The sequence below is a fragment of the Butyrivibrio sp. INlla16 genome, assembly GCF_900104155.1.
Lineage (GTDB): Bacteria > Bacillota > Clostridia > Lachnospirales > Lachnospiraceae > Butyrivibrio.
Map to the genome: position 1 here is coordinate 81,629 of NZ_FMYB01000011.1, position 23,862 is coordinate 105,490.

At 40.3% G+C, this 23,862-nt stretch carries 20 protein-coding genes, 1 other RNA gene and 1 pseudogene; 1 reads left to right on the forward strand and 21 read right to left on the reverse strand.

What is annotated here, in order from left to right:
- Positions 1-3: 3 nt before the first annotated feature.
- The 12 genes from BLR42_RS07430 to BLR42_RS07485 form a co-directional block, all read right to left on the reverse strand.
- Positions 4-1,626, reverse strand: a complete 1,623-nt coding sequence (locus BLR42_RS07430) for an MATE family efflux transporter (protein WP_091867903.1) — start codon at positions 1,624-1,626, stop codon at positions 4-6.
- 19 nt (positions 1,627-1,645) lie between these two features.
- Entirely contained in the window at positions 1,646-2,149 is a 504-nt protein-coding gene (gene ybeY, locus BLR42_RS07435; protein WP_091867905.1) for an rRNA maturation RNase YbeY, read from the reverse strand.
- Positions 2,133-3,419 (reverse strand): hypothetical protein, encoded by a 1,287-nt coding sequence (locus BLR42_RS07440; RefSeq protein ID WP_091867907.1) that lies wholly within the window; start codon positions 3,417-3,419, stop codon positions 2,133-2,135. Before BLR42_RS07440 ends, ybeY begins: the two co-directional genes overlap by 17 nt.
- Before the next feature lie 3 nt (positions 3,420-3,422).
- Entirely contained in the window at positions 3,423-4,451 is a 1,029-nt protein-coding gene (locus BLR42_RS07445) for a PhoH family protein (protein ID WP_022760048.1), read from the reverse strand.
- Positions 4,448-4,927: a 23S rRNA (pseudouridine(1915)-N(3))-methyltransferase RlmH gene (gene rlmH / locus BLR42_RS07450; protein WP_026497461.1), complete on the reverse strand. Its 480-nt coding sequence runs from the start codon at positions 4,925-4,927 to the stop codon at positions 4,448-4,450. Before rlmH ends, BLR42_RS07445 begins: the two co-directional genes overlap by 4 nt.
- Entirely contained in the window at positions 4,927-5,415 is a 489-nt protein-coding gene (locus BLR42_RS07455; protein WP_091867909.1) for a hypothetical protein, read from the reverse strand. The genes rlmH and BLR42_RS07455 overlap by 1 nt, the downstream gene beginning before the upstream one ends.
- A gap of 57 nt (positions 5,416-5,472) precedes the next feature.
- Positions 5,473-6,861, reverse strand: a complete 1,389-nt coding sequence (gene gltA, locus BLR42_RS07460) for an NADPH-dependent glutamate synthase (RefSeq protein ID WP_091867911.1) — start codon at positions 6,859-6,861, stop codon at positions 5,473-5,475.
- A gap of 27 nt (positions 6,862-6,888) precedes the next feature.
- Entirely contained in the window at positions 6,889-7,764 is an 876-nt protein-coding gene (locus BLR42_RS07465; protein WP_026497459.1) for a sulfide/dihydroorotate dehydrogenase-like FAD/NAD-binding protein, read from the reverse strand.
- Positions 7,765-7,896: 132 nt separating this feature from the next.
- The gene (locus tag BLR42_RS07470; RefSeq protein ID WP_091867913.1) at positions 7,897-9,360 is read right to left on the reverse strand and encodes a chitobiase/beta-hexosaminidase C-terminal domain-containing protein; all 1,464 of its coding nucleotides are present in this window, start codon (positions 9,358-9,360) and stop codon (positions 7,897-7,899) included.
- Positions 9,361-9,364: 4 nt separating this feature from the next.
- Complete coding sequence (folD, locus tag BLR42_RS07475) at positions 9,365-10,222, reverse strand: bifunctional methylenetetrahydrofolate dehydrogenase/methenyltetrahydrofolate cyclohydrolase FolD (RefSeq protein WP_026497457.1); 858 nt, start codon at positions 10,220-10,222, stop codon at positions 9,365-9,367.
- Positions 10,223-10,252: 30 nt separating this feature from the next.
- A complete protein-coding gene (locus BLR42_RS07480) occupies positions 10,253-11,929 on the reverse strand; it encodes a formate--tetrahydrofolate ligase (RefSeq protein WP_091867915.1) in 1,677 nt (558 codons plus the stop codon).
- 43 nt (positions 11,930-11,972) lie between these two features.
- The gene (locus BLR42_RS07485; protein WP_091867917.1) at positions 11,973-14,789 is read right to left on the reverse strand and encodes an FtsK/SpoIIIE family DNA translocase; all 2,817 of its coding nucleotides are present in this window, start codon (positions 14,787-14,789) and stop codon (positions 11,973-11,975) included.
- A gap of 149 nt (positions 14,790-14,938) precedes the next feature.
- Here BLR42_RS07485 and BLR42_RS07490 point away from each other — a divergent pair, with 149 nt between their 5' ends.
- Positions 14,939-15,517 carry a hypothetical protein gene (locus BLR42_RS07490; protein ID WP_022760057.1) on the forward strand — a complete coding sequence of 193 codons (579 nt, stop codon included), beginning with the start codon at positions 14,939-14,941 and terminating at the stop codon, positions 15,515-15,517.
- A 76-nt stretch (positions 15,518-15,593) separates the two neighbouring features.
- On the opposite strand, the gene BLR42_RS07495 is transcribed toward BLR42_RS07490, so the two are convergent.
- The 9 genes and pseudogenes from BLR42_RS07495 to BLR42_RS07535 form a co-directional block, all read right to left on the reverse strand.
- Positions 15,594-16,151 (reverse strand): GNAT family N-acetyltransferase, encoded by a 558-nt coding sequence (locus tag BLR42_RS07495; RefSeq protein ID WP_242879251.1) that lies wholly within the window; start codon positions 16,149-16,151, stop codon positions 15,594-15,596.
- Positions 16,152-16,153: 2 nt separating this feature from the next.
- A complete protein-coding gene (gene proB, locus BLR42_RS07500; RefSeq protein WP_091867919.1) occupies positions 16,154-16,966 on the reverse strand; it encodes a glutamate 5-kinase in 813 nt (270 codons plus the stop codon).
- A 15-nt stretch (positions 16,967-16,981) separates the two neighbouring features.
- A complete protein-coding gene (locus tag BLR42_RS07505; RefSeq protein ID WP_091819491.1) occupies positions 16,982-17,797 on the reverse strand; it encodes a hypothetical protein in 816 nt (271 codons plus the stop codon).
- A gap of 164 nt (positions 17,798-17,961) precedes the next feature.
- Positions 17,962-18,310: a transfer-messenger RNA gene (ssrA, locus tag BLR42_RS07510) on the reverse strand.
- A gap of 56 nt (positions 18,311-18,366) precedes the next feature.
- Positions 18,367-18,831: an SsrA-binding protein SmpB gene (gene smpB / locus BLR42_RS07515; RefSeq protein WP_091867921.1), complete on the reverse strand. Its 465-nt coding sequence runs from the start codon at positions 18,829-18,831 to the stop codon at positions 18,367-18,369.
- Between the two features lie 82 nt (positions 18,832-18,913).
- Positions 18,914-21,361, reverse strand: a complete 2,448-nt coding sequence (rnr, locus tag BLR42_RS07520; protein WP_091867923.1) for a ribonuclease R — start codon at positions 21,359-21,361, stop codon at positions 18,914-18,916.
- Between the two features lie 126 nt (positions 21,362-21,487).
- Positions 21,488-21,730, reverse strand: coding sequence for a preprotein translocase subunit SecG (gene secG / locus BLR42_RS07525; RefSeq protein WP_022760063.1), 243 nt, complete (start codon positions 21,728-21,730; stop codon positions 21,488-21,490).
- Between the two features lie 84 nt (positions 21,731-21,814).
- Complete coding sequence (gene gpmI / locus BLR42_RS07530; protein ID WP_091867926.1) at positions 21,815-23,362, reverse strand: 2,3-bisphosphoglycerate-independent phosphoglycerate mutase; 1,548 nt, start codon at positions 23,360-23,362, stop codon at positions 21,815-21,817.
- Positions 23,363-23,590: 228 nt separating this feature from the next.
- Positions 23,591-23,862, reverse strand: a pseudogene (locus tag BLR42_RS07535) (hypothetical protein); the annotation flags it as partial.

Sequence of the window (23,862 nt, forward strand, 5' to 3'; positions counted from 1 at the left end):
TTTTTAATTCCTTTCTCCGTTCACCATATCAGAAACAAGAGCAAAATAATCTCCCAGAGGCATTCTCTCTACCTCATAACGATTCACGCTTCTTAAAACAATGAGCAGAAGCATATATATCACAAATGCGACAACAACACATATGAATAATGTCAGTATTTCTCCAATAATATTTACCAGAATTCGGTCTATCAAAAGTGCAATAAGTCCTGAGCCAACAGCTGCAATGAGCGGCATAAGAATATTTCTTACCATTTGCAGATTAACATCAAGCATAACCTTGATTTCCAAAAGCCCAAGAATTCCCTGAACAACAAACATTGCAGCAAAAGCTGCTATTGATGCATGAATTCCAAAACCTCCTATATAGGACATTGCCAGTAGAACAGCAAAATGGATGATTACACCGATTATTAAATTCATAGCCATCACAAACTTATTTTTCAACTGTTTCAATAAAAAGGATTGAAATACAATGATTGCCGCAGGAATCACTACCGGAATTGCAAGTATTACCATATCAACTCCCGCATCATTACTTTTCCCGAAAACAACAGTATTAAAAGTATTAGCCAGAAGCATAATCCAAATAACGGCAGGGAAAATAAGCATTGCTTCAAAATGAACAAGACTCTGCAGTCTGACTCTTGCAGACTTATAATCCTTTTTCATAATGCTTACATGAACACCGTACCAGGATTTTACAAACGGAAGGGCTGTAATGAATACAAAAAATACCACAACCGCAACACATTGACCGATATAAATTCCCCAGTTATCAATATTATCTTCCATTGGATGAAGCTTATGTGCAACATTCAAGTATACACACTCATCAGCAAGAACCAGCAAGCCTGTGGCTGCTGCTATTATGCAATTAGTAATGAGATCATTTACGCACTCGTTCTTATGGTTATCATTCACCGGTATACTATCCTGCGTCTTCTCATTAAGGTCTTTCTTTCTGATAAGAAACATTATAGTCACAAAAAGAAAACTGATCAGTGAGCTGATAGCAATACCAAGGCAGGCACCAATAGCACCATATGCAGGTGCAATATCATCTACATGCATAAGTGCATCTACTTTTTTACCATAGTCAAATACTGCATTTGACAAAACAAAGGTTGAAACAACCGTAATACATGTAAGAATGGCATCTGAAATGATAGAAACGATAGCAAAACCGGATCCGCTTAAATATCCTCTTAAAACACCCTGAATACTCAGGAACAAAAATACGGGCGAAACCAAAAGAAGTACATAAAAACTTCTCGGCGAGTGAAATACCGGATTAGCCAGAACTATTGAAATTCCAGCGCTGAAAAGAGTACAGAAAAGACCAACGCCAAAGCTTATAAACATAAGTTGCCTTACATTTTTCCTTGCTGATAGCATCTGGCTTCTGTGCAACCTGTTTTTAACCATCTCCCGTGTGGTGTTTTCAAAAGCACAAATAAAAACAAGATAAGCTACCATAAATAAAGAAATTGGAGCAGCAAGAAAGCCTACCCCGTCAGCTCCGGCCATATCAAAAAATGCCACCAAAAGAGCCATAATAGCCAATATAAAAATCATTCCGGACGAAAGAACAACGTCCGGTCTTATCCTAAACTTTTTACTCATACCTCTCACCCGTTTCCGCTTAGCCCCTGGTAATTCCCAGTGACCGCAAAACATTTTCCTGTTTTTCTTCCATCACTTTGGCTTCATCCTCTTCCATGTGGTCATATCCACAAAGATGAAGCATGGAATGTGCCACAAGAAAGGCAAATTCTCTAAGCTCGCTATGTCCGAATTCCTCAGCTTGCTGCCTTACACGGTTTTCATTTATAACTATGTCCCCAAAAACTATGAGGCCGCTCTCAGGATCTGTAACATCAATCTTTTGTTCACCCATTGCTGCCGAAAAATCTCCCGGAGTTTCGTAGCTTATATTGGGGAATGAAAGCACATCTGTTGGAGAATCGATTTCGCGAAATTCTGAATTGATCTGCCTTATACCTTCATCATCCGTTATCAGAAGGCTAAGCTGAACATCAAACGGACATCCTTCACTCTTAAGGACTTCTCCCGCAACCTTCTTTGCAGTCTCTTCAATATCAAAAGAAAACTTCGCATCAACTTCATTATCAACGAAGAAAATCATAATATAGTTTCTCCTTTTTCATAAGCTTTTTCATGCGTTCAATTTCATAAAGAGAAATATCATAATTATACAGATCTTTATTTTCTATCTTATGAAGGAAAATCTTATCTATAAGTTCATCGTAATTTATCTTTGTATTCTTATCCTTTTCAAAAAGGTACGTAATAGAAGCAATCAGCGTCTCACACATAAAAATGATAGCCGCTTCCTTTGAGCGGTGTTTTGACTTATCATTTTCAATATATTCTTTAAGATACTGTATAGCCTCATCAGGAAAGTTATTCTCAATATAAAAATGCTTAACCTCGTCCCATGTTTTTGAGTCGTCAATAACACCGATCTTATAATAATAAGACATAGTCTTTACAGCTCTGGCATTCAGTCCAAGATCCATGGCTATTCTCTCAGAAAGGTATGCAATATGAATTGCCCTAAAATAGGCTGCCTTATCCTTCTCTTTGAGCCTGACCAAAAGCGGAAATTCCGTGTCATTAATGTCCATGTATCTGTCATTACTTTTTCTTATGACATAAACCCCGAAGATATTCAAAAGAATAAGCATCAAAATTATTGTCACAATGATATTAACCATCGGAACAATAAGCATAGTAGGGGTAAGTGTCCTATTCTGAAAAAGTATGTCATACGCTACAATAAGTGAAAACAGCAGCGCCATGGAAATGAAAACCGGAAAACCGATTTTTGTCGTTTCATTAAGATCACGTAAGAGGACAAGTACAACTGCTCCGGCAACAAAATAGATAAAGAATTCCGAATAACTCCCCTCTTTTTCAAGAAGAACCGAGAACATTACAAGCATTGAGCCAGAGAACAGACCAATCTCATTTGTGGAAAAAAGACCAAGCAAAAGGAAAATAAAAACATAGGGCCAAACCTCTGCAGTAATAAGCGGAAGTGCCATAGAAATTATCAGCCCAACATAATATGAAAATACATATCTGTTTCGTTTTTGACCGTTGTCGTATGTAAAAAGTCCACGAACACTGGCATCATTTATCATGTATAGCAAAACACCGCCACATAGAAAACCCGTAAAAGTATTCCTTATAACAGCCTCAATGCTTAATTTGTAAAGAATTGAAAATCCTAAAAGCATAAGTCCTGTTACAAAAAATATTGATCCAAAGAAAAATCTTATAGGTCCCTCACCCTTATCAAAAATTGATGTCAAAACAGGGTTATCACCTCTTACCTGATTACTTTCCGTCTGCTTATCGTTTTCTGCTGCTACTCCGTTTACATGTGCCATGATTTAATGTCTTTCCCGCCTCTTAATTGCACGTTTTTTTTCTTCGTTGGTTTTGGATTTTTCAAAATCCTCATATGCCTTAACTATCTGCTGAACCAGTGGATGACGTACAACATCCCTGCTGGTCAGATTACAAAATGCTATATCATCTATTTTCTTTAACACAGCTGATGCAACATCCAAACCGGACTTTGTATCAGCCGGAAGATCCTTCTGCGTCGAATCTCCTGTGATAATGACTTTTGAGCCAAACCCGATTCTTGTCAGGAACATCTTCATTTGAGCAGGCGTTGTGTTCTGCGCCTCATCAAGAATTATAAATGAATTATCGAGAGTTCTTCCCCTCATATATGCAAGAGGAGCAACCTCAATAAGACCTTTTTCCATATTTTTGACAAAATTGTCTGCACCCATTATCTGATACAATGCATCATAAAGCGGCCTCAGATATGGATCAACCTTGCTTTGAAGATCCCCCGGCAAAAATCCGAGCTTTTCTCCTGCTTCAATAGCTGGCCTTGTAAGAATGATTCTCTCAACTTCTCCTTTTTGAAAAGCTGTTATTGCCATCGCCATACCAAGATATGTTTTACCAGTTCCGGCCGGTCCCAACCCGAAAACTATCATGTTGTTTCTAATGGCATCTACATATTTCTTCTGCCCGAGTGTCTTGGGTTTAATTGGCTTACCATTAATTGTATGACAGATAACATCTCCATCAATCTGAGTCAGAACATGCCCTTTTGCCTGGATTTCATCTTCCGTCGGTTCATTACTAATCTGAATGGCATAATTTATGCTCTGTTCCTCAATCTCAGACCCTGTTTCGGAGAGATCTGCCAGTTCAGCAATAATATCTGCAGCCTTTTTTACGGCTTCGCCTGTACCAATAATATGAAGTTCCCCGCCTCTGTCTATTATTTCAACCTTAAGGTTATCCTCAATCTTGCGGATATACTTATCATGCTGCCCGAATATACTTTGCATCTGTTCTATTCCAAGATGCATAGTCTTCTCAGTAATATTACTCATTTATGATATGGTTCTCCATTAATTATTCTATGTGCGCGATATATCTGCTCAAGCAGTATCACGCGCATCATCTGATGAGGAAAAGTCATATCCGAAAAGCTTATTTTTCTTTCGCATGCTTTTAATACCTCATCAGAAAGTCCTAAAGACCCACCGATGATAAACTGTAGCTTGCTCACACCTCTTGTACATTCATCCTGAATGGTATCCGCAAAGGATGTGGAAGAGAATCGTTTTCCGTCAATAGCAAGAGCAAACTTAAGAGCCTTCTGATCTATATGCTTTAAAAGACGTTCTCCTTCTTTTTCCTTTATCTGCTGTTCCAATGCAGGCGGAGCATTATCCGGAGTCTTCTCATCCTGAACTTCAATAATATTTAGCTTACAGTATCTTGTGAGTCTTTTGGAATATTCCGAAATAGCTTCATTCCAATATTTCTCTTTAATCTTTCCGACACAGAGAATATCAATAGCTATCAATTTTCATCTCCGTAAAGTTTGTCATAGTAATTGTCAATAAAAGAATCTACGAGTTCCTCACTGACATTTACATATTTTTTCATTATTTCCTTCTTAATAAACTCCGAACGTTTAAAGAACAGGCTCTCCTTATCGGTAAGCTGTTCATATTCTTCGTCATCATCATACATATGTGTATCTATGTAATCAGAAGTCAGTTCTGCCTCGCTCCAGGCCTTTATCTTCTCAAGAACGGTGTCTTCCTCAGCCGCTTTTCCTTTGAAAATCTTATAGCTTCTGACTGCAAGAATACCCATAACAAAAAACAGTACAAAAAGTGCACCCATGACTCCGCAGGTAAGGTATTTATTAAACATAGGCATATCCAATGGATTTTTTACAAGAAAAAACACATCTCCGATAAGTCCTATTGCACCAACGGTAATTAGCATTATTCCTGATGACTGATTATCTTCTGCTTTTTGAGCACTGCTCTGATATACCATATACATCCCTCATCCGGCGTAAACGCCGCCTTCCCCCAGAGGGGGGAAGGTTTTTTGTTATTTTGAAAGATACTCGTCAATTCCCTTGGCTGCAGCCTTACCTGCACCCATTGCAAGTATAACAGTTGCTGCACCGGTAACTGCGTCACCGCCTGCGAATACACCCTCTTTAGATGTCTTTCCGCTCTCTTCATCAGCAACAATGCATTTTCTTCTGTTGATTTCAAGTCCTTCTGTAGTGCTTGAAATAAGAGGATTGGGGCTTGTACCAAGTGACATGATTACAGCGTCACACTCAATCTCAAATTCAGAGCCCTTAACTTCCACCGGACTTCTTCTGCCGCTCTCATCAGGCTCACCAAGCTCCATTCTAATACACTTGCAACCCTTAACCCATCCATCCTCGTTCTCAAGGATCTCAACAGGGTTGCAGAGAAGATCAAAAATGATACCCTCCTGCTTAGCGTGCTCAACTTCTTCCTTTCTTGCAGGAAGCTCTTCCTCGCCTCTTCTGTAAACGATATGAACCTCTGCTCCAAGGCGAAGTGCTGTACGTGCAGCGTCCATAGCAACGTTACCACCGCCGACAACAACACACTTTTTAGGCTTCATGATAGGAGTGGTACTATCCTCTGAGAAAGCCTTCATAAGATTACTTCTTGTGAGGAACTCATTTGCAGAGAATACACCGAGAGCCTGCTCTCCGGGAATATTCATAAATCTGGGAAGACCTGCACCGGATCCAACAAATACAGCCTCAAAGCCTTCATCCTTCATTAATGAATCTATAGTTACAGATTTTCCGATAACAACGTCTTTCTCAATCTTAACACCGAGAGACTCAACGTTCTCAATTTCTTTCTTAACGACCGCATCCTTGGGAAGACGGAATTCCGGAATACCGTAAACAAGTACTCCGCCAGCTTCGTGAAGCGCTTCAAAAATAGTTACATCGTAACCGATTCTCGCAAGATCACCTGCACAGGTAAGACCTGCAGGGCCGGAACCGATAACTGCAACCTTCTTTCCTTTCTTCTCCTTAGAGCCTTCGGGCTTGATACCCTTTTCTCTTGCAGTATCAGCAACAAATCTCTCAAGCTTACCGATAGAAACTGCATCGCCTTTAACACCGCGAACACATTTACCTTCACACTGGCTCTCCTGAGGGCATACACGACCGCATACAGCGGGAAGTGCACTAGACTCACTGATAGTCTGATATGCTGTAGCAACATCTCCGGCCTTAAGCTCCTGAATGAACTTAGGTATATTAATAGAAACCGGGCATCCCTTTACACACTGGGGATTGGGGCAATTAAGGCATCTCTCAGCCTCAGCAATTGCTTCCTCTTCATTGTATCCCAAACAAACTTCTTCAAAATTGGTAGCGCGAACCTTAGGATCCTGCTCGCGTACCGGAACTCTTGTCCAAACGTCTTGTGCCATCTTTATCTCCATTCCTTAAACGAATCCTTATTCACAGTGTCCACAGCCGCCATGATGAGAATTGCCTTCCTGCTCTTTAAGTGCAAGTCGGCCTTCCTCTGTCTGATACAGTCTCATGCGCTTCATAGCCTGGTCAAAATCAACTTCATGTCCGTCGAATTCAGGACCATCAACACAGGCAAACTTTACCTGACCACCAACAGTAAGACGGCAAGCACCGCACATTCCTGTTCCGTCGACCATAATTGTATTCATGCTGACAATTGTAGGAATGCCAAGCTCTTTTGTAAGCTTGCATACGAATTTCATCATGATCATAGGTCCGATAGCTACGCAGTGATCATAGCGTTTTCCTTCATCATAGAGATCCTGAAGGCACTTTGTAACCATACCTTCTCTTCCGTAAGATCCGTCATCTGTTGTGACATAGAGATTACATACAGTCTTGAATCTCTCTTCAAGAATTACAAGATCCTTGTTCTTAGCGCCAATAATTACGTCGCAATCTATACCATGCTCTTTGAGCCATTTAGCCTGCGGATAAACGGGCGCTGTACCAACACCACCGGCAATAAATACGATTTTCTTTTTCTTCAACTCTTCAATGCTTTCGCTGCAAAGGTCGGACGCATTACCCAAAGGTCCTACTACATCCGCAAGCTGATCGCCTGCCTTTTTACGGCAGATTTTTCTTGATTCTGCACCAAGTGCCTGTACTACAAGCTCGACAGTTCCCTTCTCTCTGTCATAGTCACAGATAGTAAGCGGGATACGCTCACCATCTTCTTCTGCACGAACAATAAGAAATTGTCCGGGCAAACATGTGCCGGCCACGCGGGGAGCTTCTACGATAAGCTGGTGAATATTCGTAGCTAGCTCATTAGCCTCTAAAACTTTAAACATCGCTCTCCTCCTGAATAATAAATAGTTGCAATATTGTAACAATGATAATGGATGCCCCGTCTAATTTCAAGACTTTAAACTGCTAAAGCATCAAATTATTTAACTTAATACAAAAATCCGTAAACAGCTGTCTTATCTATTGGAAATTGTGATAAGAGTGTATTTTCCGCTTGAATCATATCCAAGTCTGTTTACTTTACCGTCATGAGTATTTACCGCATAAAGAAGACCGGTTTCATTTGTATGTCCGTCATTATAGACATGTGTCTCTACAAACTTGTAATACTCACCGGATCCTGTTATTTCAATTTCTCCGTCGTAGACATAATCGTAATAACCTTCTTCGCCTCTTACTTTGCCGGCGGAATCAAGCAAAATATCAAGTTTTACAAGAATCGAAATTATACTCTGCTTCGCCTGATCAACAGAAACCATGGTCGTATAAGTCAAATGATAGTTTTTCTCAACAATTTCACTCATCTTGCCTTCATCATCTATCGTGATAAATTTGAATGTAGATGATCCTATAGGCATGGAAATAGGTGTAAAATACTCTGTTGAATTTTCTGTAGGATCTGATCCGTCTGACGTATATAATATCCGACATCCCGGGTCGCAAACAGCAACAATCATCGTTGCCTGCGAATAATCACCGCTATCCTCCATAATCACGGGCTCAGCAGGTCCAATACTTTCAAGATGAAAAAAGCTCTTTACCACATCACTTTTTATTCCATATTTATTTATGAAAACAGCACGGATATGGTAATCGCCTTCCTCTTCAAGAAATAACTCATCGTCATAATGAATACTCTTCTCATCAGGATCATCACCATTAACAGTATAATAGATATCGCCCTCTGCAGTATCTGTTATTCTGACATTCACGGCTTCATCAAAATCACCGCCATCGGGTGAAATGACCGGTGTTACCGGAATATATTCGGAATACTCGTTTTTTATTCCGGCATTCTTTGTGTTGTTTACCACTTCAACAATGGAATCATAATCCTGCTGTTCTTCATAATATCCTATAAGCTGCTTAGTTGCTGATTCCACAGTTTCGTCATCGAAAATACTACTGTCCGTCAGTGCTTTCAAAGTAACAATCGAATCCTCAATAAGACCTGCTTCTTTTTCATATCCATACTTTTGAAGCATCAGCTCGGATTTTTTTATACTATATTCAGCATCATCTTCCGAAAGGCTTTCTATTGCCTTGTCAATTGTAATAATCGCATCTGACAATTTCCCTTCAACATAATAAGTCTCAGCCTGTTCTTCATAGCTAAGTGAAGTATTTTTGCCGCCGAATGAAAACAGGATAATAATGATAAAGCCTACTATTATACCTATTCCGGTAATTGCAGGTATCACATAAGGCTTTAGTTCAGTCTTATTTGCAATCATACCCGGAATCTTCTTTGTATAAAAAATGCTTTCATCCTTTAGATCATCAGCCACACCGGAAAGCGATTCATTTATTTTGTTTTCAATTTCCGGGTCAAACTCCGGTACGAAGTTAATCTCTTTGCCGCAAATTCCACAATAAAGATTCCCTTCCGGAATTTTATTCCCACAATTTGGACATTTCATAAATTCAGTCACCGGCCTTACGTAATGCTGATTCAAGACAATTGTTCATAAGCATGGCAATAGTCATAGGTCCGACTCCACCCGGAACCGGAGTTATTGCGCTGCATTTATCTGCAACATTTTCATAATCAACATCACCGCAAAGCTTTCCTGTCTCAGTATTTCTGTTTATTCCGACATCAATAACTACAGCACCTTCTTTTATATAGTCCTCAGTTATCATTTTCGCTTTGCCAACGGCTGCTATCAAAATATCCGCGCGTTTGCAGACTTCCTTAAGGTCCTTTGTCCTTGAATGTGCAATTGTAACAGTTGCGTTTTCTCTGAGCATCAAAAGAGCCATTGGCTTACCTACAATGTTACTTCTTCCTACTATTACGCATTCCTTACCGCTAATTTCTACACCTGATCTTTTAAGCAGCTGGATAATTCCGGCTGGAGTACATGATACAAAACCGGGTTCTCCGATACATAGCGCACCCACATTCATTGGATGAAAACCATCCACATCCTTAAGGGGAGATATTGCATCAATAACAGTTTTCTCATCAATATGCTTAGGTACCGGCATCTGAACCAAAATTCCATGTACAGAATCATCTTTATTCAGCTTATCAATAAGCTCTAATAATTCTTCCTGTGTTGTCTCATAAGGAAGTTCATAGGATAAAGATTTAAAACCCACATACTCACATGCTTTTTTCTTATTTCTAACATAAACCTGTGAAGCAGGATCTTCTCCCACCAGGATAACGGCAAGACACACTTCTGTATTTTTTTCTTCACGAAGTTTTTTTGTCTTCTCCTTTACCTCATCCTTAACCTGTGCAGATATTACTTTTCCATCGATGATATTCATTATTCCGGTCTCTCCTTAAATTAATGTGTATTATCAAAACAGTCCGACAATATTTCCTTTTTCATCAACATCAATTCCAAAGGCTGCAGGCTTTTTGGGAAGTCCGGGCATAGTCATGATGTTTCCTGTAAGAGCAACAATAAATCCTGCACCTGCAGATACATATACATCTCTTACATTAATTTCAAAGCCCTGCGGTCTTCCGAGCAGTGAAGGATCATCGGATAACGAATACTGCGTCTTCGCCATGCAGACAGGAAGCTTACCGTAACCCATGTCCACAATCTTCTGAAGCTGTTTCTTTGCAGCCGGTGCATAAATAACGCCATCTGCTCCGTAAATCTTTTTAGCTACAGTTTCAATCTTCTCTTCCGGCGAAAGATCATCAGTATAGATAGGAGCATAATTTGAAAGCTTATTCTCAAGTGTATTTATTACAGCCTTTGCAAGAGCTTCGCCGCCTTTGCCGCCATGTTCCCAAACTTCTGAAATTGCGAAATCACAATTTTTACTCTCACAGAAATCCTTTACAATTGAAATCTCAGCATCAGTATCAGTAAGGAAACCGTTAAGGGTTACTACAACCGGAACCCCATACTGCTGAAGATTCTCTATGTGCTTTTCAAGGTTAACCATGCCCTTCTTAAGAGCATCTGTATTTTCTTCTGAAAGCTTGTCCTTGGGAATTCCTCCGTTATATTTAAGTGCTCTTATAGTCGCAACAAGAACTATGGCATCAGGCTTTAAGCCATGCATTCTGCACTTGATATCAAGAAACTTTTCAGCACCAAGATCTGCACCAAAACCGGCTTCCGTTATCGTGATATCTGACATATGAAGAGCTGCCTCCGTAGCCCTTATTGAATTGCAGCCATGTGCTATATTTGCAAAAGGACCGCCATGAACAATTGTCGGTGTGTGTTCAAGCGTCTGCACGAGATTAGGTTTCATTGCATCCTTTAAAAGCGCAGCCATGGCACCAACTGCATTAAGATCGCCGGCAGTAACCGGATCCCCGTTATAATTATATGCAACAACAATTCTTGAAAGACGATCCTTGAGATCCTGCATATCTCTGGCAAGACAAAGGATTGCCATAACCTCTGTAGCTACTGTAATAACAAAATGGTCTTCTCTGACAACCCCGTCCATTTTGTTTCCAAGTCCTACCACTATATTTCTGAGGACTCTGTCATTCATATCCTCACATCTCTTAAATATTATCTGCCTGGTATCTATCTGCAGTTCGTTACCCTGTTGAATATGATTATCCAGTAGTGCTGCAAGAAGGTTATTGGCAGAAGTAATCGCATGAAAATCACCGGTGAAATGAAGGTTCATGTCATCCATAGGTACAACCTGCGCATATCCGCCGCCGGTAGCACCTCCCTTGATACCAAAACATGGGCCAAGTGAAGGCTCCCTAAGTGCTATAACTGTTTTCTTGCCGAGTCTGGAAAGAGCATCTCCAAGCCCAACGCTAGTTGTAGTTTTACCTTCACCGGCAGGAGTCGGATTAATTGCAGTAACAAGTACAAGTTTACCTGTCTTGTTCTTCTTTATTTTCTGAAGATATTCTTCCGAAAGTTTAGCCTTATACTTTCCGTAAAACTCGAGATCGTCCTCAGAAATACCGATATTTTCGGCAACCTTTTTTATAGGCCACATCTCAGCTTCTCTTGCTATTTCAATATCTAATTTTACTGCCATGCTCTTTTTCCTCCTCAATAAAACCTCGTCAGATGATTACTTTTTATGATGCATTATTTATCATCTCATCAAAAGCTTCTTTTGTCATAAGAATTTTCCTGGGTTTCGTTCCTTCTTCAGGTCCGACAACCCCGGCATCACTCAGTTGGTCCATAATTCTTGCAGCCCTGTTAAAGCCTATCTTATATAATCTCTGCAACATACCGATGGAAGCCTTTTCCTTCTCAATAATAGCCGCACCTGCCTGTGCAAATAAAGGATCCAGATCCGAAGCCGTATCAGCTGAATCCGAAGTTATAGACTGCTGGCTTGATTTCGTGCTTACTTCCATACTTGAAATCTCTTCCGAAACATTTTGTCCATAACCTGTTTCGACACCCTGTGTTTTAACAAAATCCGTTACCGATTGCACTTCGTCATCGGATACAAAACATCCCTGAACTCTTGCAGGCTTATTGTAGCCTCTCGGGAAGAATAGCATGTCGCCCTTTCCGATAAGCTTTTCAGCTCCATAGCTGTCAAGAATTGTCCTTGAATCCACGCCGCTTGAAACCGCAAAAGCAATCCTGCTTGGAATATTTGCTTTAATCAAGCCTGTAATAACGTCAACCGAAGGTCTCTGCGTAGCAATTATCAGATATATTCCGGCTGCTCTTGCAAGCTGAGTCAGTCTGACAATCGAATCCTCAACTTCATTTTTAAACTGCATCATAAGGTCCGCAAGCTCATCTACGATAACGACGATTTCAGGCATCTTCTGCATCTCGGGATCATGCGATTGCTCGCATAAAGCATTGTAACCCTTAAGATCTCTTACCTTTGCATTGGCAAATTTCTTGTATCTTGTTGTCATCTCGGCAACTGCCCAGTTTAATGCAGCAGCAGCCTTCTTGGGATCTGTAACTACCGGTATTAACAAATGCGGTATCCCATTATAAACTGATAATTCGACTATTTTAGGATCTATCATTATAAGTCTTACATCTTCAGGTGAAGCTTTGTAGATGATACTCATAATAATTGTATTTATACATACCGATTTACCCGAACCTGTTGCTCCGGCTATAAGCAGATGTGGCATCTTGGCAATATCCGTTATCACAAGTTTACCGGCGATGTCCTTACCTATAGCAACGGAAAGCTTGGACTTTGACTTCTGAAAATCTTCGCTCTCAATAAGATCTCGCAGTGCAACGGTAGAATTCTCTTTATTAGGAACCTCAATACCTACCGCTGATTTTCCTGGTATCGGCGCCTCAATTCTAATGTCCGTTGCCGCAAGATGCATTTTTATGTCATCCGCAAGGTCAACAATCTTTCTTACTTTAACTCCTGCCTCCGGCTGAAGTTCATATCTTGTAACCGAAGGTCCTTGGCTGATATCCGTTACAGTCGCATTAACATGGAACATTTCAAGAGTCTCCTGAAGTGTTCTGGCTGTATCCTTCAAGTGTTTTGCCGAGTCACCTCTTCCTTTAACACCTTTTTTCAGGAGATTAAACGGAGGGTATTCATATTCCATAACAGGCCTTTTTGTAATAGTCTGTTCCTGTCTCTTCTCAGCAGCCTCTCTGTTTTTGGAGCTCGTAATATAGTCAGTACTGTGAACAGCATATTCACCGTTATAGTCAGGGGCAAGATTCTCTGCGTGAATCGGTATGTCAGTAAAGTCATCCTTTTCTTCCTCGGCTTTAAGACGAGCCACGGGCTTTTGATTTTTTACAGCCATAAGGGCACTTCTTGCCGCACTGTCATCCTCTTCATCAGAATAAGCATCATCCGGAGCAGAAAAATCATCACCTATACTGATAATCCTGTGTTCCTTTTCGGGCTCGCGCGTCTTTACAGCCTTCATGACATATTGTCCGTCCGGCTGAGGTTCGGTAGAAATTGAAGGATTAAACTTTATCTCATGTATATCATCATGAACCTCTTCGTCGGGAATAAATGTCTGATGTTCAGGCTCATCATCATTGTCAAAATCTATTCCATGTATCCTGAATTCCTGTTCCTTTGAAGGCTCTTCCTCGAAATAGTCCTCATCTCCATCGTCTGCAGAGATGGTTGTGTCCATGCTGACACCCGAAACCTTCCTGTCCATCCTGAGAATTTTGGCATCCTCTTTCTGTTCAAGCAGGAGCTGTCTTTCCTCTTCGATGCGGTTTTTCTCTTCCTCTCTATATTTTGCGCGCTCATCCAGGCGTTCTCTGTAAAACTCAGCTTCCTGTCTGGTTCTTTCGATCACATGCCTGCCGCCTTTTTTCACCTTGCCAAGCATAGATTTCTGTGTAAACAGTGAAATCCCGGTAAAGCCTGCCACCATCATTACAATAAGCGTACCCGCAAGAGACAGGTTGTGATAAACAGCATAAGTGATGCTTCCTGCTATCATTCCGCCGCCATTACGAGCGTTTTTGGCTCCGTCAAATATGTCTGCGGCATTGTATGATGTCATACTTTGAACTCTGCCTGTAATAAGTTCAAAAAGCATTGAAATTACAATAAGAACCAAAAGTCCCGATAATATTTTCCTTATCGCAGCAGGGCTTGCTCCGTTGGATAAAAGCAGAGCTCCGGAGGCAAAAAATACTAAGGGCATAATATATGCAGCGATACCGAAAATACCAAACATAATATCACTTAAAGTATTACCGATAGACCCGCATATCTTAAAATTGCATAAAAATAAAAAGACCGCCAGCGCTGCAAAAGCAATTAATAAAATCTCACTCTTTACAGCATAGTCCAGGGTATCCTCCTCATACCTTGCGGAAGGTCTCCTTTCATTGGTTGCCGATCTTTTTCTGGTGTTATTTGTTCTGCTCGCACCCGAGCGTTTTCTTGAATTACTTGTAGCCATACTCACCCATTACTTTTTTCAAAAACTCATCCCAATATGCGTTTTCATAGAAGGCGCATACCACGAAATAGTATACCATTTTTGAAGCCTTTGTGCTATACTTAACACGCTTAGTTAACGCTTTTCTATTTTTGGAGGAAATTGATTATATGGAATTTAAACAGGAACTTGAAACCGGACTGCTTAAACAGATCGGCAACAACGAATCAGAGCTTAAAATCAGAGAAGTTGCTTCCAAATGTCGCCTTTTGAAGACAGAGAATGGCCTTAAGGTAGAACTTTCATATACCGGTCCTAACGCCAGCAAATATCTTCAGTATGTGGAGAAACATCGCGAGGAGCTTACAAACTATCTTCTTCACCCCGATGATGCTGATCTTTTCGAATGGATGGAGGCAAGTCATCAGACAAGTCTTACTCTCAGAAAGCATGAGAAGGAAAAACTTATACTTTATGTAAATTTTGATCCCGAGACCATGGTCATCAAGACAGGTATTGCCGATGAGAACGTAACTATGAAGCTTGGAACTCCGCTTATGAAGGCCAATATCAGTAATATGACCAGAAACGAATTCAAGCTTGCCATTTATGATATGCTTCTTCTTGCTGATGAGATTTCAATAGCAATGGATAATTCGGAACTTAAGAAGATGGCTAACATCGAGATGGTTAAAGTTTATCTCTCCGAGATTTACGACAAATACCATGAAGGTACCCCGGAATTTTAATTTCTGATAATACGACCGGTGATAATTATCACCGGTCTTCTTTTATCAAAAACTCTACTTATTTTTCTTCATTCCACTATTTAGTACAATGAAAATATTCTTCTGCGGAAATTCTCATCATGGTTTCATTGTAATATTCACTTAGCATAGAATTATACAGGTGTTCATTTCTATGATGATATTTTAAACCGCAGCGTTCTATAACATTTCTGGATTTTTCATTTCCGTCAAAAAATCCGCACCAGATGGAATTCAGCCCTATCTCAGTAAAACTATATCTCACCAGCTCCGAAAGCGCCTCTGTGGCATATCCGTATCCCCAGTAATCCTTCCCGAGCCAATAACCGATTTCAGCTTCATCGTCTCTCATGATTCCACGATTTTCGCAGCTTCCAATCCGTACTCCTATACTTCCGATCGGAGTATTTCCATCATCCTTCAGAGCAATCGCATACTCACCGTCATCTGACAATACAGCTCTGATAATTGCTTTGGAATACTCGGCATCTTTATGCGGAAGCCATCCGGCTCCTCTCCCAATCTCAGGATTTTTTGCAAGTCTGTATAAAATATCAGCGTCTTTCTCCTTCCACTTCCGAAGGATCAGACGCTCTGTTTTAATAACATCAACCAAAATCAGTTATTCTCCTTTGCAACAAACAAAGTACCTACATGCTTTTTGTTGATAATGTCATACAAATTATCCGTATTGCTTCCATTCGTAATAAGTACATCAACACCTCTGGCTGTAGCAAACTCAGCTGCCTGAAGTTTTGTCACCATACCTCCTGTGCCTCTGTTGGAGCCACTGCCATCAGCAAGATCATACATAGTATCATCGATCGACTCAACCCGGCTGATAAGTTTTGCATCAGGATACTTTGAAGGATTTTTATCATAAAATCCATCGATATCAGATAAAATAATAAGCTTACATGCGCCGCAGAAAGCTGCCACAAGAGCTGACAGCATATCATTATCCGAAAAAAGCTTCTGATCAGATTCAATTTCTGCATGGCTGACAGAGTCATTTTCATTAACAATCGGTATAATATGGTTCTCAAGAAGTGCGTCAAATGTATTCTTGAGGTTCTCTCTTCTCACCGGATCTTCGATATCATCATTATCAAGAAGAATCTGTCCGCAAAGGCGTCCGTATTCTCCAAAAAGTTTGTCATAAAGATGCATCAGTTCACTCTGACCTACCGCAGCAGCAGCCTGTTTAAGCCGCAGATCCTTGGGCTTTTGTTTAAGACGCATCTTGCCTGCTCCGACGGCAATAGCGCCGGAGCTGACAAGCACAAGATCATATCCAAGATTTTCAATTCCTGAGAGCGCCCTGCATAAAAGATCAATCTGATGAATATTAATGCCGCCATTTTCATTGGTGATAGTCGAAGTTCCTACCTTGACTACTATGCGCTCTTTTCTGATTTTTTTCGGACTCATTACATATATCCTTTATTAATTATCTGAATCTACAATTTTGTTAAGATAGTAATCAACGCAGCCTGTTGTGTTGTTCTTCGTGTATCTGTAGTTTACACGAATAATAGTTGTAGCATACATACTACTCTCGAGAATATCTCTATCCTCTGAAACCTGTTTCTCGCCGCTGAGCTTAATTGTCTTATTGTTAGCACTGGTAGTCCAGTAAAGTGTAGGATGTACCTCTTTGTTTTCGTTTGTTACATTCTTATATCTTCCAACCTGAACAGATTCAAGCGTATAACCTTTTCCCATTTGTACAGCAAACTTACCTTTACTGAGCTCAGTTACATAATTAACTGTACCAAGGCCATATTTTGTTGAAAGATCCTGACCTGCAAAAGTAGCTCTTGCAACCGGTGTTGTAGCATTTATGAAAATTGAATATTCCTGATCATCAACCTTGAATTTAAATTTGTAACGCTTAGCTGTCTTTGTAAAGAATGAAAATCTGTAAGTTACTGAATCGGTCTTATCCTCGTACTCTCTGTAAGTAAGCTTATATCTAAGTTTGCTTGAGCACTTGATATTCTTTATCTTTGCATCCTCATCATTAATTGTTACGGAAAGAACATTCTTAGCATACACGCCAGGTGTAATTGTAACCATGCTGTTTCCTGTTGCCTTATAAACAAGAACACCTCTTTTACTGAGAACCTGTGTTGTCTCATTTACATCAACCTTTGTAGCAGCGTTTACGGTAACTGCAGTTGTCGGTACAGCGCTGATAATAAATGCTGCGGCAAGCGCAGATACGATAAACTTCTTTAAATATTTTACCCCTTTTATCATACTAACCTCCTTTTTATGCCTACATATTTTGTGCATAAAAACATTCTAAACACAAGAACATGTAAATTGCAAGAAAAATCAGACATTGGGCAAGAATTTATAATATCTTTCAATGAAAAAAATCGGCTCAATAGTTATTTACAAACTATTAAACCGATTTGTGTGAATGGATTAGGCGGGAGTCGAACCCGCGTCCAAAAATCCGTCCCCTGTCCTTCTACTGTCATAGCCGGCTATTGTGGCAAAGCCATTTCCCTCTCATAACCGGAAGTCAGCGCCCTAATATGAGAAGTAGCCCCTAATACGACCATAGCTACGGAGCACTCACCATGTCGTTTCCTGCAAAGTTGACGTCAGTTACTGAATGTGCAGGTGCACTCAGGCTGACGCGCCGCATTTAGGCAGCGATTGCTAAATTATCTTCAGCGTTTATATTTAAGTTTGAGGATTAACGCACCATCCTGCGGACAGCTTCTCCAGCTTCAGAATCCCTGTCGAAACCTTTACTAACCCTTGCTTGCCTGATAAGTATATACTGATTATCGTCCAAAATCAACTAAACTTATAGTTTATCTCAGACTCACCTTGTAATCTCTCATTGCCTCTCTCTGCTGATCTCTCTTGGCGGTTGATTCTCTCTTATCATAGAGCTTTTTACCTTTAGCGAGACCAATCTGAACCTTGACCTTACCATGCTTAAAATATATCTCAAGAGGAACAAGCGTATAGCCTTGTGCCTGTGAAGCCTGATCAAGTTTTCTTATTTCAGCCTTATGAAGGAGAAGCTTACGAACGCGAAGCGGATCCTTGTTAAAAATATTACCTTTTTCATAAGGGCTTATGTTCATACCGCAAATATATGCTTCGTCCTTATCTATACTAACCCAGGCTTCCTTTATACTGCATTTCCCCTGCCTTAAGGACTTAACCTCAGTACCTGCAAGAGAAATACCTGCTTCATATTTTTCCTCAATGAAGTAATCGTGAAATGCTTTTTTGTTATTTGCAATTAATTTTATGCTTTCGTCAGCCATGACGATCATACCTCAATTCTTTGTAGTCTTAATATATTATGCCATATTATAGAAAAAAACAATAAACCACGAGTTCACATTATTATTTTTTCTTTCTACGCTTCCCCTGGCTACTCCTTGCCGCTTTCGAAGTTGCGGACTTTTTGTACTTATGTACTTTATATACCTTCCGTCCGCTCTCTGTTTCTGCCTTCTTAGCGCTCTTTTCGCTCTTCTTAGCCTTAAGCTTACTTAATTTCTTAAGTTTTGAAGCCTCTTTAAGGATTTCTTTTTTCTTTTTTTCGCTCAGCTTATCTCTTTTCTTTCCGGAAGCTTTCTTTTCCTTTGCTGTTATAACAGCTTCCTCGGAATCCAGAGATAATTTCGAAATCTTTGCGGCGCGAAGCTTAGCAGGAGTCTTTTTCTCAGGCTTCTTACCTAACTTCTTATCTACTTTCTTACTTGCAGATTTCTTTTTATTTTTCCCTTTAACTAATTTCAGATGACCGTTTTCATCCTCTTCATAGTAATCCTCTTCAAAGCCATTGTCATAGTCAAGGAAATTCAAATTATCGCCGTAATTATCCTCATTCTCATCGACAATCCTGAAATCAATTGTCTTTGCAAGTCTGTCTGTATCATGAACTCTTACAGTGACCATCTGCCCAAGTGCGTATACTTTTCCCGTTCTCTCTCCGACAAGTCTATAGTTATCCTCATCGAAAACGTAAAAATCATCCTCCATAGTGACAGTCGGAACCATACCTTCACAAGTATTGGGAAGCTCAACAAACATTCCCCAGCCGGTAACACCGGAGACAACACCTTCGAACGTTTCTCCAATATGAGATTCCATAAATTGAGCCTTTTTCAGTTTTTCAGTCTCGCGTTCTGCTTCTTCAGCTCTTCTTTCAGTATCAGAAGAATGTTTGGCAACATTTTCAAGGATATCTTTGTAATGATTAAGCTTATCATCATCAATTCTGCCTCTCAGATAATCCTTGATGATCCTATGAATCTGGAGGTCAGGATATCTTCTGATAGGTGAAGTGAAATGACAATAATATTTACAAGCAAGACCGTAATGACCAAGACACTCTGTACTATACTTTGCCTGCATCATACTTCTTAGAGCTATTCTGCTTATAACCGCTTCTTCCTCGGTTCCTTCAATCTTTTCAAGGAGCTTTTGAATCTCGGAAGATCGTATCTCTTCAGCTTTTACATTCAGATACAAGCCAAGTCTTGATATAAAAGCATTGAGATTCGCAATTTTTTCAAGATCCGGCTGCTCATGAACACGATATACAAAAGGAGCCTGCATCCAGAAAAAGTGCTCCGCAACAGTCTCATTTGCCGCAAGCATAAAGCTTTCTATCATTGACGTCGCTGTATTTGCAACTCTTATATTAATCTCAAGAGGATTCCCTTCTTTATCAAGAGTAATCTTTGCTTCCGGAAAATCGAAATTGATCGCTCCCCTTTTTGCGCGCTTCTTCTTCAAAATCTCTGAAAGCTCAGCCATCTGTCGAAACATCGGCACAAGCTCTTCATATCTACTAATTTCATCAGGATCTTCATCCTCTAAAATAGCCGCAACGGAAGTATAGGTCATTCTCTCGTTAACATTTATCACCGTTTCAGCAATCTGATGAGATAAAACCGCACCATTTGAATCAATATCCATAAGACAGCTGAGAGCAAGCCTGTCTTCACCGTGATTAAGAGAGCATATACCGTTACTTAACCTGTGGGGAAGCATAGGAATTACTCTGTCAACAAGATATACGCTCGTCCCGCGCTTAAGAGCCTCCCTGTCTAGAGCTGAGCCCTCCTGCACGTAATTTGTTACATCAGCAATATGTACTCCGAGATGATATATCCCGTTTTCTACCGTCAATGATACAGCATCATCCAGATCTTTCGCGTCTTCGCCATCAATCGTGACCATTGTCACACCCCTAAGGTCAAGGCGTCCCTGATAGTCACCTTCAATAAGATGATCCTTGCACTTTTCAGCCTGGTTCATCACCTTTTCAGGGAAAACACTTGGAATATCATATCCCTCAACTATTGATAATATATCAACTCCGGGATCATTAATATTTCCTATTATATCTGTTATTTTACCCTCAGGCTTCCTTCCCTTCTTTGGATCACCATAATCAGTGATAGCGACCACAACCTTATCTCCGGTAACTGCACCTCTGGTGTGTTCCTTCAATACAAAAATATCCTGTGTGAGCCTTAAGTTGTCAGGAATTACAAAACCATATGTATGTCCATCCTGAAAGGTACCAACAACCTTTTCGACAGCCCTTACAAGGACTCCCACAACTCTTCCCTCGTCGCGCATACCGCCGTTCTTATTTTTGTCAGAAGTTATAACAACCTCTACGGTATCACCCTGAAAAGCTCCGCCGGTATACTCGTCGGGAATAAAGATGTCCTCATCCCTGCCCTCTACTTCAACAAATCCAAAGCCTCTCTGGTTTGAAATAAAAGTACCGACAATATTCTCTTTTTTATTCATAATCTTCTTTTTGCTCATAATGTCTTCCTTTATATTCTTCCAAAAGAGCCTTAAATCAAAATAAATAGAATGCCGCTTGCTTATTTCCCATAAGATAAAAAAGGGCACTCATTTAAGAGTGCCCTTGAGTAAAACGACCTGAATTTAAAATACAGTCATGTTAAGAACTATACTGAGAACTATGAAAAGCACAGAAAGTACAACTGTTACCTTCTTAAGAATACCCTCTCTGGAACGTCCCTTGATCTGACCCCAGTAAGTAGTTTCTGCAAATCCCTGTATAGAACCAAGTCCCTGAGTCTTACCCTCCTGAGCAAGAACCAGTGTTACAAGTGCGACACAATCAATAATAAAAATAATTGCCAAAACAATTTTCAAAGCTGCCACGAAAAAATCCCTCCTAATATTTCACAAATACTTGTCTAAGATAACATAAATAATCGTAAAAATCAACAAGTATTAAATTACAGCTTACTTCTTAATAAGAAGTGATTTTCCTGTCATCTCGGCAGGCTGCTCATAGCCCATGCACTCAATAAGTGTAGGAATGATATCTGCAAGGCATCCACCCTCTCTGAGTGTGTATGCAGGATCATAGTTAACGAGAATGAAAGGAACAGGATTTGTTGTATGAGCTGTGAAAGGCTCGCCTGTCTCATAATCGATCATCATATCAGCGTTACCGTGATCAGCGCAGATAAACATTGTGCCGTTCTTAGCCTTAACAGCTTCAACAATCTTACCAACGCACTCATCTACTGTCTCAACAGCCTTAACTGCTGCATCTATAACACCTGTATGACCTACCATGTCAGGGTTAGCGAAGTTTGTTACAACAACATCGTATTTGTCAGAGTTTATAGCTTCAAGAACTCTGTCACAAACTTCGGGAGCACTCATCTGAGGCTTAAGGTCATATGTAGGAACATCCTTGGGAGAATTAACAAGGATTCTGTCCTCACCTTCATTGGGCTCTTCAACACCGCCATTGAAGAAGAAGGTTACATGTGCATACTTCTCTGTCTCTGCGATACGAGCCTGCTTCATGCCCTTAGCTGCAAGCCACTCACCAAAGGTATTATTAAGAAGAACCTTCTTGAAAGCGATCTCCTTGTTGGGAATAAGCGGATCATAATCTGTGAAGCATACATAAGTAGTCTTAATGCGTGCTCCTCTGTCAAACTTATCAAAATCATCATCGCAGAAGCAATGTGTAATTTCTCTGGCTCTGTCAGGACGGAAGTTGAAGAAAATGATAGAATCATTGTCCTTGATAGTAGCTGTGGGAGCGCCATCCTTCATGATAACTGTAGGGATAACGAACTCATCTGTCTTTCCGTCTTTATAAGTCTGAACCATGCACTCGTGAGCGCTGTCTGCCTTATTGCCCTCACCCTTTGTCATAGCATCATATGCAACCCTGACACGGTCATAGTTGTTATCTCTGTCCATTGCATAGTATCTTCCGGAGATAGTAGCAACTGCGCCTACGCCAAGTTCCTTCATCTTGTCCTCAAGCTGCTGAACAAAATCGATACCTGATTCCGGAGGTGTATCACGTCCATCAAGGAAGCAGTGAACATAAACCTTGGAAAGTCCGTTTCTCTTAGCGAGCTCAAGAAGTCCGTAGATATGAGTAATATGACTGTGAACGCCACCGTCACTTACAAGACCATACATGTGAAGTGAAGAATCATTTTTCTTACAGTTATCAATAGCAGCCATAAGGCCTTCGTTTGTAAAGAAATCACCGTCCTCGATAGACTTTGTAATTCTTGTGAGCTCCTGGTAAACGATACGGCCTGCACCCATATTCATATGGCCTACTTCTGAGTTACCCATCTGCCCGTCCGGAAGTCCAACTGCAAGTCCGCTTGCATTACCTCTTACATAAGGACAGTCCTTCATAAGGCCGTCAAGGACGGGTGTATTTGCCATAGCAATAGCATTTCCCTTCGGATTGTCGTTAATTCCGAATCCGTCCATAATTAATAAAACTGTTGGTTTAGAACCCTGCATATTATTGCCTCCATTGTATAAATATAATGCTTATATATATAGAAAAATAAGCGATTAATCGGTTTCCACAAAGTAGTATACCCGTAAATCGCTTGTTTTTCAAATAAAGTTTTTCTATTAATTCTTTATAGAAGTTATTTTGTTACTATTCACGGTCTAAATACTTTTGGACATGACAAATCAGCGTACTTAATCAGCACGCTGATTCGCTATTAAGTTTCAGTATGATTATTTCTGTGAAGAGAAGATTTCCTCCACAGTATAAGGTTTACCATTGCATAGCCTGGACAGAGCTTCTATTTCATTTATCCCGTTACGACGGCATGTTTCGATATATGTCCTTATAAGGGCGTAATTATCCGCGGTATCAGTAGATGCAAACTGACCTGATACCTTCATTTTGGTTTTGATTCCTCTGAGTGATCTTTCCGACAGATTATTCGTTGTAGGTATTGAAAAATCGTAAATCCATGCGAAAAAGTTTTCTCTGTATTCAATTA